Origin of the sequence: Brevibacterium sp. SIMBA_078, from assembly GCF_046534565.1 — a bacterium.
Lineage (GTDB): Bacteria > Actinomycetota > Actinomycetes > Actinomycetales > Brevibacteriaceae > Brevibacterium.
On the sequence record NZ_JAWRYQ010000005.1, the window covers coordinates 62397 to 80370 of the forward strand.

General features: G+C 66.6%; 14 protein-coding genes and 1 tRNA gene. 1 reads left to right on the top strand and 14 read right to left on the bottom strand.

Annotated elements, in window-relative coordinates:
• Positions 1-142 precede the first annotated feature (142 nt).
• Positions 143-224 (top strand) — tRNA-Leu (locus SB749_RS17340).
• A 74-nt stretch (positions 225-298) separates the two neighbouring features.
• On the opposite strand, the gene SB749_RS17345 is transcribed toward SB749_RS17340, so the two are convergent.
• The 14 genes from SB749_RS17345 to hisF all read right to left on the bottom strand — a co-directional run bounded on the left by SB749_RS17345 (position 299) and on the right by hisF (position 17974).
• The gene (locus tag SB749_RS17345) at positions 299-859 is read right to left on the bottom strand and encodes a GNAT family N-acetyltransferase (RefSeq protein ID WP_410711400.1); all 561 of its coding nucleotides are present in this window, start codon (positions 857-859) and stop codon (positions 299-301) included.
• Positions 816-2189, bottom strand: a complete 1374-nt coding sequence (locus tag SB749_RS17350) for a dicarboxylate/amino acid:cation symporter (protein ID WP_410711401.1) — start codon at positions 2187-2189, stop codon at positions 816-818. The genes SB749_RS17345 and SB749_RS17350 overlap by 44 nt, the downstream gene beginning before the upstream one ends.
• A 221-nt stretch (positions 2190-2410) precedes the next feature.
• Positions 2411-3958, bottom strand: a complete 1548-nt coding sequence (gene pyk, locus SB749_RS17355) for a pyruvate kinase (RefSeq protein ID WP_410711402.1) — start codon at positions 3956-3958, stop codon at positions 2411-2413.
• Between the two features lie 127 nt (positions 3959-4085).
• Positions 4086-5549 (bottom strand): glutamate synthase subunit beta, encoded by a 1464-nt coding sequence (locus tag SB749_RS17360; protein WP_410711403.1) that lies wholly within the window; start codon positions 5547-5549, stop codon positions 4086-4088.
• A complete protein-coding gene (gltB, locus tag SB749_RS17365) occupies positions 5542-10242 on the bottom strand; it encodes a glutamate synthase large subunit (RefSeq protein WP_410711404.1) in 4701 nt (1566 codons plus the stop codon). The genes SB749_RS17360 and gltB overlap by 8 nt, the downstream gene beginning before the upstream one ends.
• A gap of 185 nt (positions 10243-10427) precedes the next feature.
• Positions 10428-11474 (bottom strand): prolipoprotein diacylglyceryl transferase, encoded by a 1047-nt coding sequence (locus SB749_RS17370; protein WP_410711405.1) that lies wholly within the window; start codon positions 11472-11474, stop codon positions 10428-10430.
• The gene (gene trpA, locus SB749_RS17375) at positions 11471-12262 is read right to left on the bottom strand and encodes a tryptophan synthase subunit alpha (protein ID WP_410711406.1); all 792 of its coding nucleotides are present in this window, start codon (positions 12260-12262) and stop codon (positions 11471-11473) included. Before trpA ends, SB749_RS17370 begins: the two co-directional genes overlap by 4 nt.
• A complete protein-coding gene (gene trpB, locus SB749_RS17380; RefSeq protein ID WP_264798710.1) occupies positions 12259-13473 on the bottom strand; it encodes a tryptophan synthase subunit beta in 1215 nt (404 codons plus the stop codon). Before trpB ends, trpA begins: the two co-directional genes overlap by 4 nt.
• Positions 13474-13600: 127 nt before the next feature.
• Positions 13601-14398, bottom strand: a complete 798-nt coding sequence (trpC, locus tag SB749_RS17385) for an indole-3-glycerol phosphate synthase TrpC (protein ID WP_410711407.1) — start codon at positions 14396-14398, stop codon at positions 13601-13603.
• Positions 14395-14664: an HGxxPAAW family protein gene (locus SB749_RS17390; protein WP_173152511.1), complete on the bottom strand. Its 270-nt coding sequence runs from the start codon at positions 14662-14664 to the stop codon at positions 14395-14397. The genes trpC and SB749_RS17390 overlap by 4 nt, the downstream gene beginning before the upstream one ends.
• Before the next feature lie 96 nt (positions 14665-14760).
• Entirely contained in the window at positions 14761-15309 is a 549-nt protein-coding gene (locus tag SB749_RS17395; protein ID WP_410711408.1) for a Trp biosynthesis-associated membrane protein, read from the bottom strand.
• Positions 15310-15313: 4 nt separating this feature from the next.
• The gene (trpE, locus tag SB749_RS17400; RefSeq protein WP_410711409.1) at positions 15314-16954 is read right to left on the bottom strand and encodes an anthranilate synthase component I; all 1641 of its coding nucleotides are present in this window, start codon (positions 16952-16954) and stop codon (positions 15314-15316) included.
• Positions 16857-17213, bottom strand: a complete 357-nt coding sequence (gene hisI, locus SB749_RS17405) for a phosphoribosyl-AMP cyclohydrolase (RefSeq protein ID WP_173152519.1) — start codon at positions 17211-17213, stop codon at positions 16857-16859. Before hisI ends, trpE begins: the two co-directional genes overlap by 98 nt.
• Positions 17210-17974 carry an imidazole glycerol phosphate synthase subunit HisF gene (gene hisF, locus SB749_RS17410; RefSeq protein WP_173152521.1) on the bottom strand — a complete coding sequence of 255 codons (765 nt, stop codon included), beginning with the start codon at positions 17972-17974 and terminating at the stop codon, positions 17210-17212. The genes hisI and hisF overlap by 4 nt, the downstream gene beginning before the upstream one ends.

Here is a 17974-nt window from a genome sequence, read left to right on the forward strand (position 1 = left end):
TTTATTCTGTGAGGGTGGCCACGGGCGGTGATGGTGGCCACCGGAGGGCATCCTCGGCGGGTGGCGATTGTGCAATCGGTCCGCGCGCGCAGTAGAATCGTCCCCGTTGCACAGGCGGTCCGCAAGGGACTGCTCGTGACGAGCCGGATTGGCGGAATCGGTAGACGCGGTGCACTCAAAATGCATTGTCGAAAGACGTGCGGGTTCGAGTCCCGCATCCGGTACGGACGAAGGCACTGTCGAACGTGATGTCGACAGTGCCTTCTGTGTTTCCCGGGAGCCGATTGGCGACCGAGTATCAGCGCCCCGTGCGCAGGTCGAGAGAGTACAGCAGCGTGTCGTACCGCTTCTCCCCCACCGCCACGAAGTCCGGAAGTCGTCCGTATCGGGTGAAGCCGAGGGATTCGTAGAGCCCGATGGCGGCCACATTGTCTCCGCGCAGATCGAGAGTGACGACCTCAGTCCCGTGGAGACGAGCCGCCCGAATGAGCGCCTCCATCAGCTTCCTGCCCACCCCCTGCCCTTGAGCATCCGGGGCGACAGCCACCTTTTCGATGTCGACATGTGGGCGGAACGTCGGGCGAGTGTACCGATTCCAGTACGCGAAGCCGGTGACCTCGGTTCCGGTGCGAGCGATTGCCGCAGCGGAATCCCCGGTGTCAGTGCCCGCGGCCAGGCTGCCGACGAGATCCGCAATCTCCACGACAGGCGGAGCTGAGACCCAGCCGAGCGCGGCACCTGCCTCGACGAGGCGGCCGAGAAGTGAGGTCACTTGCCCGACATCATGCTCGGCCAGCCCCTCGGCCGGGAGGAGATCAACTCTGGCTGCGGGCATCCTCGGTGCGGGCCTCGTCGACATCTGCATCCTCCTCGGTCGGAACGTAGCCGTTGATGCGCGAAGCATCGTAGCGTTCGACATTTAGGATCTCATGCCGCTTGGCCACGATGGCCGGGACGAGTGCCTGACCGGAGACGTTGAGCGCGGTGCGGCCCATGTCCACGATCGGCTCGATGGCCAGCAGCAGGCCGACGCCCTCGAGGGGCAGGCCCAGGGTCGACAGGGTCAGAGTGAGCATCACGGTCGCACCCGTCGTGCCGGCCGTGGCGGCCGAGCCGATGACGGCGACGAAGATGATGAGCAGGTACTGGATGAGTGAGAGATCGATTCCGAAGAACTGTGCGACGAACACCGCGGCGATGGCCGGATAGATCGCGGCGCAGCCGTCCATCTTCGTCGTCGCGCCGAAGGGCACGGCGAAGGCGGCGTAGGAGTGGGGCACTCCGAAGTTGTCGGTGGCGACCTTCTGCGTCACGGGCATGGTGCCGATCGAGGACCGGGAGACGAAGCCCATCTGAGTGGCCGGCCAGACACCGGAGAAGTACTGGCGCACCGAGAGTCCGTTGGCGCGGGCCAGGGCGGGGTAGACGATGAAGAACACGATCGCGAGGCCGATGTAGACGGCGACGACGAACCACAGCAGCGAGCCCATCGTCGACCAGCCGTAGGAGTTCACGGCGTTGCCGATGAGGCCGAGCGTGCCGATCGGGGCGATGCGCACGATCCACCAGACGACCTTCTGGACCACGGCCAGGGCCGCCTCGGTGAACTGGAGGAACGGCTCTGCGGCCTTGCCGACCTTGACCGCGGCGATGCCGATGGCACCGGAGACGATGATGAGCTGGAGGATGTTGAAGTTGACCTCGGAGGTCATGACTCCGGCGTCATCTGGCGCGGTGGCCACCTCGAGACCGAGGAAGTTCACCGGGATCAGTCCGGTGAGGAAGCCCAGCCAGCTGCCCTGGGAGTCGGGTGCACCGGCGTTGAGCGAAGCGGCATCGGCGTGGGCGCCGGGCTGCATGACGATGCCGATGATGAGTCCGAGGACGACGGCGATGAGGGCGGTGAGGGCGAACCACAGCAGGGTCGACATCGCCAGTCTGGCGGCGTTGGTGACCTTGCGCAGGTTGCCGATGCTCGCGATGATCGCGGTGATGACCAGTGGGACGACAGCGGCCTTGAGCAGCGTGACATACGACGAGCCGATGGTGTCGAGGGTCTGGCCGAGCCAATTGTCAGCGGTGTCGCTGACCGGTCCCCATGAGCGGGCGATGAGCCCGAGGATGACACCGGCGATGAGTGCGATGGTCACCTGCACTCCGAAGGACTTGCTCCACGCGGGCAGTCTCATTGAATTCCTCTCCTAGCGGGTCCTCCCCCTGGCAGATCCGCAGGGAGGATTAGGCAACAGAGAGCACAACTGTTGAGCAATCTGCAAAATTCCCCGCTTTCCTGTGATCTGTCTCGCAGTTCGGAATCGGTCCGCATCCGGCTCCGAACACAGAGACACCGGCGGCGTCCGCCCCCGTGATCATGGGGGCGGACGCCGCCGGCGTTTGAGCCTGATGGCGGTCAGTGTCGGGGTGAGTGGCCCTCGCGCACGATCGGCACCTCACGGGTGATAGGCGCTTCGGCCACGACTCCGTATCCGGCCAGCGGGTCCTCCTCGGAGTCCGAGGCGTCCTGGTAGGCGGCAGCCACACCCTTGGCGGCATCACCGATGGTGTGGATGCGCAGAGCGTTCGTCGAACCGGGGATCCCGGGAGGCGACCCGGCCACGAGGATGCTCTGATCGCCTTCGCGGGCCGTGCCGTCAGCCAGCAGAACGGCATCGACCTGGCGCGCCATCTGGTCGGTGTGGCGCACGGTCTTCACGAGGTACGGACGGACTCCCCAGGTCAGCGCCAGCTGGTGGCGGACCTGCGGATCGGGGGTGAAGCCGAGGATCGGCCAAGCCGGACGCAGCCGCGACATGCGCCGCACGGAGTCGCCGGTCTGTGAGAAGGTGCACAGGAGATCGATATCGAGCTGCTCAGCAATCTGCACGGCCGCGGCGGTGACGGCTCCGCCCTTCGTGTGCGGGACGGTGCCCAGTTCCGGAATCCGTTCGAGACCGTGCTCTTCGGTGGAGCCGATGATCCGGCTCATCGTCCGGATCGCCTCGACCCAGTGAGCGCCCACCGAGGTCTCGCCGGAGAGCATGAGCGCATCGGCGCCGTCGAGGACAGCGTTCGCGCAGTCGCTGGCCTCGGCACGGGTAGGTCGCGGAGCATCGATCATCGTCTCGAGCATCTGCGTGGCCACGATGACGGGCTTGGCCTGCTGGCGGGCGATCTCGACGGCCCGCTTCTGCACGATCGGCACCTGCTCGAGCGGCAGCTCGACGCCGAGGTCGCCGCGGGCGACCATGATTCCGTCGAAGGCGTCGATGATCTCATCGAGCTGGTCGACCGCCTGCGGCTTCTCGAGCTTGGCGATGACAGGAGCCGTGATGCCGACCTCGTCCATGACCGCGCGCACATCGTTCATGTCCTCGGGGCTGCGGACGAAGGACAGGGCCACCCAGTCGAAGCCGAGTTGCAGCCCCCATTTGAGATCGTCGACGTCCTTCTCCGACAGGGCGGGGACGGAGACCGGGACGCCGGGGAGGTTGATGCCCTTGTGGTTGGAGATGGTTCCGCCGATCTCGACCTCGGTGACCACATCGGTGTCGGTCACCTCGGTGGCGCGCAGGCGCAGGCGCCCGTCGTCGATGAGCAGCGGATCGCCCACGGAGACGTCTTCGGCCAGGGTAGGCAGGGTCGTGGACACGAGCTCTGCGGTGCCGGGGACGTCACGGCTGGTGATGGTGAAGGAGGCCCCTTCGACGAGCTCTTCCTTCCCGTTGGCGAAGGTGCCGACGCGGATCTTCGGACCCTGCAGGTCCAACAGGACGGCGACGGGCCGTCCGGTGTCGAGGGCGGCCTGGCGGACCCAGGCGAACTTCTCTTCGTGCTCTTCTCGTTTTCCGTGGCTCAGATTGAATCGGGCGACATCGACGCCTTCATCGACGAGCTCGCGGATCTCTTCATAGGAGTTCTGGTTCGGACCTAAAGTTGCGACTATCTTTGCACGCCTCATACGCTCCACCCTACCTAAAGTCTCAGCGGGCGGTCGCCACCGCTCTCCGCTGGTCACGGGCTGTGCGGGTGCGGCACTTCGCTGTACCGCCCCCACCACCCGTTCTCAGTGTCTGACATGAACTATCTTAGCATTTGAACCCCGTGTCGGTGGGCTGAACGGGCGCCGGCAGCCTCGTCGACCCGGTGAGGAACCGGTCGACTTCGGCGGCCGCGGCGCGCCCCTCGGCGATGCCCCACACGATGAGCGACTGTCCGCGTCCGGCATCGCCTGCGACGAAGATTCCGGGGGTCGCCGAAGCGTAGGAGTCATCACGGGTGAAGGCTCCGGTCTCGGCGACGTCGAGACCGAACGATTCCGACTCCGGTCCGGAGAATCCCAGTGCCAGCAGCACGAGATCGGCCTCAAGGACGTGTTCGGTGCCCGGTGTCGGAATCCGGCGGCCGTCGACGAACTGGGTCTCGGCGACCTCGATCCCGCTCACGCGGCCGGTGTCGTCGCCGACGAAGCGCGTGGTCGAGGCGAGGTACTTCCGCGTTCCGCCCTCCTCGTGCGAGGACTGGACTTCGAAGATGCGAGGAACGGTCGGCCACGGATCGCTCTCACTGCGTTCGGCGGGCGGCTGGGCGCCGATCGCCAGGGTCGTCACAGAGGCCGCCTTCTGGCGCAGGGCCGTGCCCAGGCAGTCGGCGCCCGTGTCCCCGCCGCCGATGATGATGACGTGTTTGCCCGCGGCGTCGATGAACGCCGACGAGTCGGCCTCGGGCCCGCGATGGTCGCCCGCCTGATCCCGATTCGAGGGCACGAGGTAGTCCATGGCGAATTCGACCCCGTCGAGATCGCGGCCGGGGATCGGCATGTCGCGCGGAACCGTCGCACCCGTGCACACGATGACGGCATCGAAGCTCGAACGCAGGGACTCGAGCGTCACATCGCGTCCTACTTCGACCGAAGTCTTGAAGCGGGTGCCCTCCGCACGCATCTGATCGAGTCGACGATCGATGTGGTGCTTCTCCAGCTTGAAGTCCGGGATGCCGTAGCGCAGGAGCCCCCCGAGGCGGTCGGCGCGTTCGTAGACGACGACCGTATGCCCGGCTCGGGTCAGCTGCTGGGCTGCGGCCAGCCCGGTGGGACCGGATCCGATCACGGCGACCGTGTGGCCTGTGATCCGCTCGGGGATGATCGGCTGGATGAGACCGGCGTCGAAGCCCTGATCGACGATGGTGACCTCAACCTGTTTGATAGTCACTGCCGGCTGGTTGATGCCGAGAACGCAGGCGTTCTCGCACGGGGCCGGACAGGCACGCCCGGTGAACTCCGGGAAGTTGTTCGTCGCGTGAAGCAGTTCGACGGCGCGGGGGAGCTCGCCGCGGTACATCGCGTCGTTGAATTCCGGGATGAGGTTGCCCAGCGGACAGCCCTGATGGCAGAAGGGGATGCCGCAGTCCATGCAGCGTGATGCCTGCCGTCGCAGCTGCTCGGGATCACCCGCCTCGTAGACCTCCTTGTAGTCCATGAGACGGATCGGGACGGGGCGCCGCTTCGGCAGCTCCCGGTGTTCGACTGTGAGGAATCCGTGCGGATCAGCCATTGGTGGCCTCCAGAATTGTGTGCCAGGCCTCGTCCGAGTCGACGGCCTTGCCGGCCGCGGCGAACTCGTCCTGGATGTCTTTGACCGTCGCGTAGGCGACGGGGATGATCTTCGTGAAGCGGGAGAGGACGTCCTGCCCTCGGCGCAGTCCGTCGAGGAGCTCGCCGGCCAGCGGTGAGGCAGTCCATTCGACATGCTCACGCAGCAGCCGCTCGAGAATCTCCATATCGTCCACGCCGACACCGGTGAAACGGAAGACGCCGGCCGCCCGCTCCTTCGGATTGAGTCGGGCGGGATTGAAGTCGAGCACATAGGCGGTGCCGCCGGACATGCCTGCGGCGAAGTTCCGGCCGGTGCCGCCGAGAATGACGGCCACACCTCCAGTCATGTACTCGAGGCCGTGGTCGCCGATGCCCTCGACGACCGCCTCGGCGCCGGAGTTGCGGACGAGGAACCGCTCCCCCACCTGTCCGGAGACGAACAGCTTGCCAGCCGTCGCCCCGTAGCCGAGCACATTGCCGGCGATGACGTTGTGTTCGGGTCGGGTGGGGTTCTCCGCATGCGGCCGAACGCTGACGATTCCTCCGGACAGGCCCTTGCCGACATAGTCGTTTGCATCACCGTGGAGTTCGATGCTGACACCCTTCGGCAGGTAGGCACCGAGGGACTGCCCTGCAGTTCCGCGCAGCTCGAGCCGGATCGTGTGCTCCGGCAGGCCCGCCTGCCCGTGGGCGAGAGTGACGTGATGGCCGAGCAAGGTGCCCGCCGAGCGGTCGGTGTTCTCGATCGCCGAGGTGATCGTCGTCTCCGTGCCCTCCGAGATGGCGTCTCGGGCCTGCTCGAGCAGTTGGAGGTCGAGCTCGTCGGCGAAGCCGCGGTCGACGCGTTCGCCGCATTTGCGTGCGACGTCGGAGCTGCCGTGGAGGTCGACGGGGACCTTGAGGATCGATGCGAGATCGAGGTCGAGCCCCGTTGCGGCTGCCCGCTCCTCGTCGATGCTCAGCCGCTCGACCGCGCCTATGGCCTCATCGAGGCTGCGCAGGCCGAGCGCCGCCAGGTAGGCGCGGACCTCCTCGGCGATGAAGGTGAAGAAGTTGACGACGTGATCGGCCTGACCGTGGAAGCGCTCGCGCAGCTTCGGGTTCTGGGTCGCCACACCCACCGGGCATGTGTCCTTGTGGCACACGCGCATCATGATGCAGCCGGAGACGACGAGGGCCGTGGTCGCGAACCCGAACTCCTCCGCGCCGAGCAGGGCTGCGATGATGACATCCCGGCCGGTCTTGAGCTGACCGTCGACCTGTACGCTGACCTTCTCGCGCAGACCGTTGAGCACGAGGGTCTGCTGGGCCTCGGCGAGGCCGAGCTCCCAGGGAGTGCCCGCGTGCTTGAGCGAATTGAGCGGACTCGCTCCGGTTCCGCCGTCGTGCCCGGAGATGAGGACGACGTCGGCACCGGCTTTCGCCACTCCGGCAGCCACCGTGCCCACGCCGATCGCGGACACGAGTTTGACGTGGACCCGGGCCTTGGCGTTGGCGCGACCGAGATCGTGGATGAGCTGGGCCAAGTCCTCGATCGAGTAGATGTCATGGTGCGGCGGCGGCGAGATCAACCCGACGCCCGGAGTCGCGTGGCGAGTCTTCGCTATCCACGGGTAGACCTTCGTCCCTGGCAGCTGCCCGCCCTCGCCGGGCTTGGCTCCCTGCGCCATCTTGATCTGCAGATCGTCGGCTTCGGTGAGGTAGTGGCTCGTGACGCCGAAGCGTCCCGAGGCGATCTGCTTGATCGCCGAACGGCGCTCGGGGTCGATGAGCCGCTCGGTGTCCTCGCCGCCTTCGCCCGTGTTCGACTTGCCGCCGATCCGGTTCATCGCGATCGCCAGGGTCTCATGGGCCTCTTGGGACAACGAACCGTAGCTCATCGCTCCGGTCGAGAACCGCTTCATGATCTCCTCGGCGGGTTCGACCTCGGAGATGTCGATCGGGCCCGATTCGCGTGGAACGAGGTCGAAGAGACCGCGCAGCGTCATGAGTTCGCGCGACTGTTCGTTGATCTGTGCCGTGTACTGGCCGAAGATGTCGAAGCGTCCAGTGGCGGTGGAGTGCTGGAGCTTGAAGATCGTCTCCGGGTTGAACAGATGCTCCGGCCCTTCGCGACGCCACTGGTACTCCCCGCCGACGTTGAGGTTGCGGTGCGAGGGGCGGGGGTGATCATCGCGGTAGGAGTCCCCGTGGCGGGCATTCGTCTCCGCTGTGATCTCCCTGATGCCCCTGCCGCCGAGCTGGTGCGGAGTCGATGTGAAGTACTTGTCGATGAATGCCTCGGACAGACCCAGAGCCTCGAAGGTCTGGGCCCCGTGGTAGGACTGCACGGTCGAGATGCCCATCTTGGACATGATCTTGAGCAGTCCCTTGTTGAGCGCGGTGAGCACGTTGGCAACTGCGGCCTCTTCGCTGATGCCCCGGATCCGGTCCGAACGGACGAGCGCCTCGGCGGACTCCATGACGAGGTACGGATTGACCGCGGATGCACCGAAGGACACGAGGGTCGCGACATGGTGGACCTCGCGGACGTCACCGGCCTCGACGATGATGCTCACCCTCGTCCGCGAGCGTTCGCGCACAAGGTGGTGGTGCAGCGCCGAGGTGAGCAGCAACGACGGGATCGGAGCGAGATCGGCCGTCGAGTCCCGGTCGGAGAGGATGATGAACACGGCGCCGGCCTCGATCGCCGCGCTCGCCTCGGCGCACAGCGCCTCGAGACGATCGGCCATCGCGTCATCTCCCCCGTTGACCGAGTAGAGGCCGGAGAGGATCACGGAGGGGTGTGCGTTCTCCACGCCGAGGTGGCTGCCCTTGACGTGCGCGATCGCCGTGAGCTCGTCGTTGTCGATGACCGGCTGGTCGAGCAGGATGTGCGCGGAGTCGGGCTTCGAGAACTCGAGCAGATTGCCCTCTCGGCCGATCCCGGCAGCCATGCTCGTCACGATGTCCTCGCGGATCGAGTCGAGCGGCGGATTCGTCACCTGAGCGAAGTTCTGGTGGAAGTAGTCGAAGAGCAGACGAGGTCGCTGACTCAACGCGGCGATCGCGGTGTCCGTGCCCATCGCACCCAGCGGTTCGGCCCCGGTCTCGGCCATCGGCGAGATGAGGATTCGCAGCTCCTCCTCGGTGTAGCCGAAAGTGCGCTGACGGCGCCTGACTGAGGACTGCGGGTGAGTGACGTGGACGCGGGTGGGCAGATCCTTCAATCGCTTCGAGCAGCTGTCTACCCAGTCGGAATAGGGGTGGTCGGTGGCGAGCTGGTTCTTGATCTCCGTGTCGGAGATGATGCGCTCGGACTCGGTGTCGACGAGGAACATGCGGCCCGGGGTGAGACGGCCGCGTGCGACGACCTCGGACTCGGGCAGATCGACGACTCCGACCTCGCTGGCGAGCACCACCGTGTCCTCGGTCATCACGTACCGGGCCGGGCGCAGGCCGTTGCGGTCGAGGACGGCGCCGGCGAGCCGGCCGTCGGTGAAGGCCACACAGGCGGGACCGTCCCAGGGCTCCATGAGCAGCGAATGATATTCGTAGAAGGCCCGACGCTCCTCACCCATGCCCGGATTGTTCTCCCAGGCCTCGGGGATCATCATCAGCATCGCCTGCGGCAGCGATCTTCCGGAGGCGACCATGAGCTCGACGACGGCATTGAACGACGCCGAGTCGGAGGCACCGGGCGGCACGATCGGGCACAGCCGGTCGAGGCTGCGCGAGGTCTCGGGCACGGGAGAGACGAGGAGTTCGGAAGCGAGCTTCGATTCCCTGGCCTGCATCCAGTTGCGGTTGCCGCGCACGGTGTTGATCTCGCCGTTGTGAGCGATCGTGCCGAATGGCTGGGCCAGCTGCCACGACGGGAAGGTGTTCGTCGAGAAGCGCGAGTGGACCAGTGCGATCCGCGACGTCAGCCGCTCGTCGTGGAGTTCTGTGTAGAACGAGGCGAGCTGACCGGTCGAGAGCATCCCCTTATAGGTGATGGTCGCCGGGGACAGCGAGGGAAAGTAGATGCCCGCGTGGTCGAGTCGCTTGCGCACGATGTATGCGCGACGGGTGAGGTCCGCGTCGTCACGGGCCGGGTAGCGCTCGTCGCAAGCGAGGAAGACCTGGCGCATCCGCGGCATGGTCGATCGGGCGATTTCGCCGAGCACACTGTCATCGTGGGGCACATCCCGCACCGCGAGGACGCGCAGGCCCTCCTCGGCGGCGATGCGGGCGACGAGGTCGTCCTGGGTTTCGTCGCCGGCCGCGGCGCCGGCACCTAAGTCCGGGGACACGTTCTCCGACAGCGGCGGGGTTGCAGCCTTGAGATCGCGGCCGTAGTCCTGGGCGAAGAATCCCACGCCCACGGCGTAGGCGCCGGGCTCGGGCAGGTCGATGCCGTCGGCGGCGAGCACCTCGGCGAAGTAGTCATGGGGCACCTGGAGAGTGATGCCCGCACCGTCGCCGGTGCCCTCGTCCGAGCCGATGCCGCCTCGGTGCTCGAGCTTGCGCAGAGCGGTCAGGGCCTGTTCGACGACCTCGTGGTCGGCAGATCCGCGGTAGCGGACGATGAGTGCGAGGCCGCAGTTATCGTGTTCGAGCGCCGGATCGTAGAGCCCGATACGGCCAGGTGGGGCCGTGGTCTTGGGGATCGACTGAGCGCTGTGGTTCATATGCTGCCTTCTCGGTGTTGAGTGCTTCCCGAAAAGACGGCGCTGTCCCTTGCGGTGTGGACGAGTCCGAAAAACAGCGTTTCCGAACCCGGCTGTGAGATCACTCTCACAGCCGGAGTCCTAATTTACACCATGTGCAATTTCAGAAAAAGCAGACAAAGGAACGAACCGCGAACCAATTCGTCTCATTTGTCGGACGTTCGCGGGTTCACTTCGTGGTTGGCAGGCGCCGAATTTCCGCGCACATCGGGCACGATCGAGATCGCCGAGGTCACGGCTCCGAAGAAACCGAAGCTGTGGCGGCCACTGAGATCGATGTCTGATTCGCGCTCGATCTCCCTATCGTCAGCCTCGGTATCAGCCGCGGCGACGGGCACGTCCGCGATCGCGCGGTCATCGGGGTCGGCCACCCGCGCCACGGATGGCAGCGGAGCTCCGGAGGTCTCGGCCGCCTCGGCGATATTGGGTGCATTGATCTCGAAGGTGTGCTTTCCGCGGCGATGGCGGCGCAGCAGGGTCCGGGACCCGTGCATGTAGACGCCGGTCTCGTAGGTGCGGTGACGCAGGCGGGAGACGATGAGCCAGCCGAGGCCGATGAGCAGGGCGAGGATGGCCGTCCACACGTTGAACGGCAGTCCGAGGAGCAGGCGCGCGTCCTCGGCGGCGGGGGTGCCGATCCGCAGGGCCTCGAGCAGAATGCGGCCGAGGCCGAACAGGCACAGATACAGGGCGAATACCTGTCCGTAGCCGAGCCGGAGGCGTTTGGACACGATGATGAGCACAACACAGGCGATGAGGTTCCACGCCGATTCGGTGAGCACCGTGACCAGTTCGAGGCGACCGTCGAACCAGTCGCTGAAGGCTCCGGCGACGTGGCCGAGGATGAGCCCCGGTGCGACCGAGTCGAGCAGCGGTCGGAACCTGATGCCTTGGATGCGGGTGAGCACCCAGACGGAGAGGAAGCCTAAGATGGTGGCTCCCCAGAAGCTGAATCCGCCGTCCCAGACGGCCAGCGCCCGGACAGGGCTGCCGTCGGGGCCGAAGTAGGTCTCCGGCGCCGAGAGCAGATGTCCGAGGCGTCCGCCGATGATCGCTGCAGGCAGACCGACGACCGTGATGGCCCACAGGTCTCCCTTATGGCCGCCGCGGGCGCGCCATTGGATGCCTGTCATCCACAGCGCGAGTCCGATGCCGAGGACGGTGAAGACGACCCATGCCGGGCTGAAGCTCATGCACACCCTTCTGCGAGCTCGGCGGCGAGTCGACCGACTCCGGCCACTCCCTCGGAGTCCAGCGCCCGAACGAGCGCGGAGCCGACGATGACGCCGTCGGCGTATTCGGCGACCTCGGCTGCCTGTTCCCGGTTCGACACGCCGAGGCCGACGCAGGCGCGTTCGGCGCCGGCTTCCTTCAGCCGGGCGACGAGATCGCGGGCATGGTTGTCGACTTCGGAGCGGACGCCGGTGACACCCATGGTCGAGGCGGCATAGACGAACCCGGAGCTGTGCTCGACGATGCGGGCGAGTCGCTCGGGCGTCGACGAGGGGGCGGCGAGGAAGATGCGGTCGAGGTCGTGCTTCTCAGACGCTGCCAGCCACGGGCCCGCCTCATCGGGGATGAGATCGGGGGTGACGATTCCGCCGCCTCCGGCCGAGGCGAGATCACGGGCGAAGCTGTCGACGCCGTACTGGAGCACGAGGTTCCAGTAGCTCATGACGACGGCGGTGCCGCCGGCTTCGGCGATGGCCTCGACTGCGGTGAAGACATCGGAGGTGCGCACACCGTTGTCCAATGCAGCCTCACCGGCGCGCTGGATGACGGGTCCGTCCATTCCGGGGTCGGAGTACGGCAGACCGACCTCGATGATGTCGACGCCGTTGCGGACGAGTTCGACCATCGCCTCGGTCGAACCCGTCACGGTCGGGAAGCCGACGGGCAGGTAGGCGATGAGTGCGGCCTTGCGGCCCGCCTCGGCGACGGCGTCGAGGGTGGTTCCTGTGCGTGGACCTGAGTGCGTCATACCTGCACCGCTCCTTCGTCGATGTAGTCGAACCATTTCGCGGCGGTCGTCATATCCTTGTCGCCGCGGCCGGAGAGATTGACCAGCAGGACCGCATCGGGTCCGAGCTCACGACCGACGCGCATGGCTCCGGCCAGAGCGTGAGCGGATTCGATGGCGGGGATGATGCCCTCCGTGCGGGAGAGCAGTCGCATGGCCTCCATCGCCTCCTCGTCGACGACGGGTTCGTACGTCACACGTCCGGTGTCGTGGAGGTGGGAGTGCTCGGGGCCGACCGATGGGTAGTCGAGCCCGGCGGAGACCGAGTGGGAGGCCTGGGTCTGTCCGTCGGCGTCCTGGAGGATGTAGGTGGCGGAGCCGTGGAGGACACCAGGGCGTCCGCCGGAGAACCGGGCGGCGTGATGGCCGGAGTCGACGCCTTCGCCGCCGGCCTCGAAGCCGAAGATCTTCACGTCCGCATCGCCGAGAAATGCGGCGAAGAGTCCCATCGCGTTCGATCCGCCGCCGACGCAGGCGCAGACGGCGTCGGGCAGGCGACCGACCATGTCTTGGATCTGTTCGCGGGCTTCGACCCCGATGACGTTCTGGAAGGAGCGGACCATCGCCGGGAACGGGTGAGGACCGGCGACCGTGCCGATGACATAGTGGGTGTCGTCGACGTTGGCCACCCAATCGCGCATGGCCTCGTTCATCGCGTCCTTGAGGGTGCGGGTGCCGTTGGTCACGGCGTTGACCGTGGCTCCGAGCAGACGCATGCGCGCGACATTGAGGGCCTGACGCTGAGTGTCCTCTTCGCCCATGTAGACCACGCAGGACATGTCGAGCAGCGCTGCGGCGGTCGCCGTGGCGACGCCGTGCTGACCGGCTCCGGTCTCGGCGATGAGACGGGTCTTGCCCATCCGCTTGGCCAGCAGAGCCTGAGCCAGCGCGTTGTTGATCTTGTGGCTGCCCGTGTGGTTGAGATCTTCGCGTTTGAGGAACACGCGCGCACCGCCGCAGTGCTCGGCGAAGCGTGTCGCCTCGGTGAGCAGAGAGGGCCGACCGATGTAGCTGCGCTGCAAGGTGAGGAGTTCGTCGGTGAAGGCCGGATCCACCTGGGATTTGCGCCAGGTCTCTTCGATCTCGTCGAGTGCCGGGATCAGCGCCTCGGGGATGAACCTGCCTCCGAACTCGCCGAAGTACGGTCCGGTCTCCTCGCTCAAATCGGTCATTGCGGTCCTTCTCGATCTCCTCGTGGCGCCGACCTGTGGGACGGAGGGACTCCGCCTCACCGGACGCCGGAATGGGTGCAGTGTCAGCCCATCGTCGGTCACGTGCAGCGGCCGACGCGGGCGGGGTTCAGGATGCGGACAGGGAGCGGCGTTCCCGGCCGAGTGCGGTGTACTCCTCGACTGCGGCCTGCGGACGGCCGCCGGTGACGAGGGCTTCGCCGACGAGCACGAGGTCGGCTCCGGCGTCAGCGTACTTCGACACCTCGGCCGCTCCGGCGACGCCGGACTCGGCCACGAGGGTGCATCCGGCGGGAGCGAGTTCAGCCAGGGGCGCGAACCGGTCGGTGTCGACGCTGAGATCCTTGAGGTTGCGGGTGTTGACGCCGATGAGTTCGGCACCGAGCTCCGTCGCGATCTCCAGCTCTTCGCGGTTGTGGGTCTCGACGAGCGCCGTCATCCCCAGTTCCGTGGCCAGGGCGTGGAATTCGGCCAGCTGCACGGGATCGAGGGCCGCGACGATGAGCAGAACGATATCGGCACCGTGGGCACGGGCCTCATGGAACTGGTATTCGTCGACCATGAAGTCCTTGCGCAGGACCGGGATGTCCACGGCAGCGCGCACCGAGTCGAGGTCCGCGAGGCTGCCGTTGAAGCGGCGGGATTCCGTGAGCACGCTGATGGCCCGGGCTCCCCCGGCGGCGTACAGACCGGCGAGAGTGCCGGGGTCGGGGATTTCGGCGAGGTCACCACGGGAGGGCGACTTCCGCTTGACCTCGGCGATGACGCCGAAGTCGGCGGACAGGTCGAAGGGGCGGACCGGTTCGGCCGCCGCGGCACGCGCCGTGATCTCGCTCAGCGGAACCTCGTTCCGGCGTGCCTGCAGATCTTCCCGCACGCCGGAGATGATGTCGAGGAGGACTGTCATTTCTTCTTCGGCTTGTTGCCCAGTCCGACGGCGCGCAGGATCAGGCCGACGACGACGCCGAGGGCGACGATGCCGATGGAGATGTAGGTGATCGTGGGGTTGTGGATCGTGAAGCCCACACAGCCGACCGTGACGCCGATGAGCATGATGATGACTCCGGTCCATCCCGCCACCGAGTTGCCGTGACCGGGATCGGCGATCGCTGCATAGTCGATCGTGGATTTGTCGAGATCTGCGGCTCCGTTGCGGGCGAGGGACTGCGACATGGCGCTCCTTTGTGTGAGTGCGTGACACGCGTGTGGAATCTTTCCTCCATTGTGTCACGCTTCTTCGGCTGACCGGACACCGACCCGGTCACAAGGTCATTTCGAATCCGGGTCGGCATCCGGGTCGGACGACGTTTCGTCGTCGGGTGCGTCTTCGACGTCTTCTCCGCGGGACAGTGCGTCCCAGGTCGCGGCAGAATCGAATTCCCCGGAGGCGGATTCGGCGGTGCGGGCGTAGCGGTTGGAGTTCGTCCACCCGTTCGAGGCGACGGCGACCCAGACGATGCCGATGACGCCGATGCCTGCGGCCACTGCGGCGATGATCGCCCAGGAGGTGGCTCCCGGCGCCGAGGCGGCGCTCAGTGCGGTGATCCCGTAGCCGATTCCGGCGATGCCGGCCAGTCCCAGGACGACGAAGCGGCCGATCCGTCCGAGCATCGCGGCGAGCAGTCCCGAAACCGCGATGATCGCCACACACGCGGTGGCCACGGGTGAGGTCTGGGAGCTCGCATCCTCGGTGACCTTCGCCACTCCGCTGGGTCCGAGCGTGTCGCCTCCGGCGCCGGCCTGCCAGGCGGAGATCGTCAGCGCCCACAGTGCAGCGGCGATGACGAGGATGATGAGGACTCCGCGTGATTTCGTCATGGCCTCACCTCTGACTTCCTTCTGCCGCATCCAATGCGTCGGCCGCGGCGGCGGCACGCAGCACCGCTGCGGCCTTGTTCTCGGATTCCTGGTACTCGGTCTCGGGCACGGAGTCGGCGACGAGTCCGCCTCCGGCATAGACGCTCATCGTGCCGTCCCGGAGCACCCCGGTGCGGATGGCGATGGCGAGGTCGAGGTCGCCGGTGAAGGACATATAGCCGACCACTCCCCCGTAGATTCCGCGTCCGACGGGTTCGAGCTCGTCGATGATCTGCAGCGCCCGGGGTTTGGGCGCGCCCGACAGAGTGCCGGCGGGGAACGTCGCCCGCAGCACATCGATGGCCGTGGTTCCGGGTTCGAGTTCGCCGCGCACGGTCGAGCTGATGTGCATGATGTGGCTGTAGCGGACGATGTCCATGAACTCGCTGACGTCGATGGTTCCGGCTGCGCAGACCTTCGCCAGGTCATTGCGGGCAAGGTCGACGAGCATGAGGTGCTCGGCTCGTTCCTTCTCATCGGCCAGGAGTTCTCGGGCCAGGGAGTCATCGGCTTCAGGTGTGGTCCCGCGGGGGCGGGAACCGGCGATCGGGTGGGTGACCACCTCTCCTGACCGGACGGTCACGAGCGCTTCGGGTGAGGAGCCGATGATGCTCACCGGTTCCCCTCCGTCGTCATGGAGGTTGAGCAGGTACATGAAGGGGCTCGGGTTCGCATGTCGCAGCATCCGGTACACGCTCAGCGCATCGGCATCGCACGGGGTGTCGAATCGTTGGCCGACGACGACCTGGAAGATCTCCCCGTCGACGATCTTCTGCTTCGCCGTCTCCACACCGTCGAGGTACACCTGCGGCTGAGTGCGGGTGGCCACCTCGGGGTCGGCTTTCCGGGGGCGCAGGACATCTGCCGGGTTGGGCTGCTGCAGACGCTCACACATCGCGGCGATGCGGGCGACTCCTGAAGCATGGGCGTCGTCGATGCCGGTATCGGCGCCGTTGACGTTGAACACGTTGGCCACGAGGGTGACCATTCCCGAATAGTGGTCGAAGACGGCGATATCGCCGGGGATCATCAGCTGCACGGTCGGCAGGTGGTGTTCATTGGGCCGCGGCGGCCCGAGCCTCTCGAAGCGACGGACGATGTCCCATCCGAAGTAGCCGACGAAGCTCGAGACCATGGGCGGCAGCGCCGATTCCGCTTCGGCCACGGCGAGGAGATCGAGGGTGGCGGTGACCGCGTCGAGGACGTCGCCCTCGGTGGGGATGCCGACCGGAGGGGTGCCGGTCCAGTGGAATCCGTCTTCGGTCGAGATGAGGGTGGCCACGGGCGCCGAGCCGATGAAGGAGTACCTGGCCCAGGATCCGGCGACGGCGGATTCGAAGAGGAAGCTGCCCGGTCCGCCGTCGGTGAGTTTGCGGTAGAGGCTCAGCGGTGTCTCCGAGTCCGCAAGCACCTGGGTGTGGACCGGCACCAGCCGATGATCGGCGCCGAGGGCGCGGAACTGGTCGAGGCTGGGTCGGATCGGCAGGTTCGTGGGGTTCGCCGCTGGGTCAGTCGACACTGATGGTCCTTCCGGTGAAGCAGGTCGGGGTGTTCGTATGGCAGGCGGGTCCGGTCTGGTCGACGAGCATGAGCAGGGCGTCGGCATCACAGTCGAGGCTGAGCGAGCGAAGGTGCTGGACGTGGCCCGAGGTCTCCCCCTTCACCCAGTACTCCTGCCGGGAGCGGGACCAGTAGGTGGCCCGCTTCGTCTCCAGTGTGCGGGAGACGGCTTCGACGTCCATCCACGCGAGCATGAGCACCTCTGCGCTCGTGGCCTCTTGGACGATGACGGGGATGAGCCCGTCGGCGTTCGTTCGGATGATCTCCCGCCAGTTCTCCGGAGTCGCGTCGATGTCGCTGCTCATCGGACGTCGATTCCCTGGCCGCGCAGGGCGTCCTTGACCTCGGCGATGCTCAGTGTGCCGAAGTGGAAGACGCTGGCGGCCAGCAGGGCATCGGCTCCGGCTTCCACCGCCGGAACGAAGTGTTCGACCGCTCCGGCACCGCCCGAGGCGATGAGCGGCACATCGACGGCGGCGCGGGCGGCACGGATGAGTTCGAGGTCGAATCCCTCACGTGTGCCATCGGCGTCGATGGAGTTGAGCAGGATCTCGCCGACCCCGCGGTCGGCGGCTTCCCGGATCCAGTCGATGGCGCAGCGGCCCGTGCCTTCGCGGCCGCCGCGAGTGGTGACCTCGAAGCCGGATTCCGTACTCGCGCCCTGAGCGCGGCGGGCGTCGAGAGAGAGGACGAGGACCTGGTTGCCGAAGTGTCGGGAGATCTCGCTGATGAGTTCCGGGTTCTTCACCGCCGAGGTGTTGACCGAGACCTTGTCGGCTCCGTCGCGCAGCAGCCGGTCGACGTCGGCGACGCTGCGGATCCCTCCGCCGACGGTGAGTGGGATGAATACCTCTTCCGCGCAGGCGCGGACGACGTCGTGGACGGTCTCCCGATCACCGCTGCTGGCCGTGACGTCGAGGAAAGTGAGTTCGTCGGCACCGGACTCGCCGTAGCGGCGGGCGAGCTCGACGGGGTCGCCGGCGTCCCTGAGGTCGGCGAACTTCACTCCCTTGACGACGCGTCCGCCGTCCACGTCCAGACAGGGGATGACTCTGACAGCTACCAC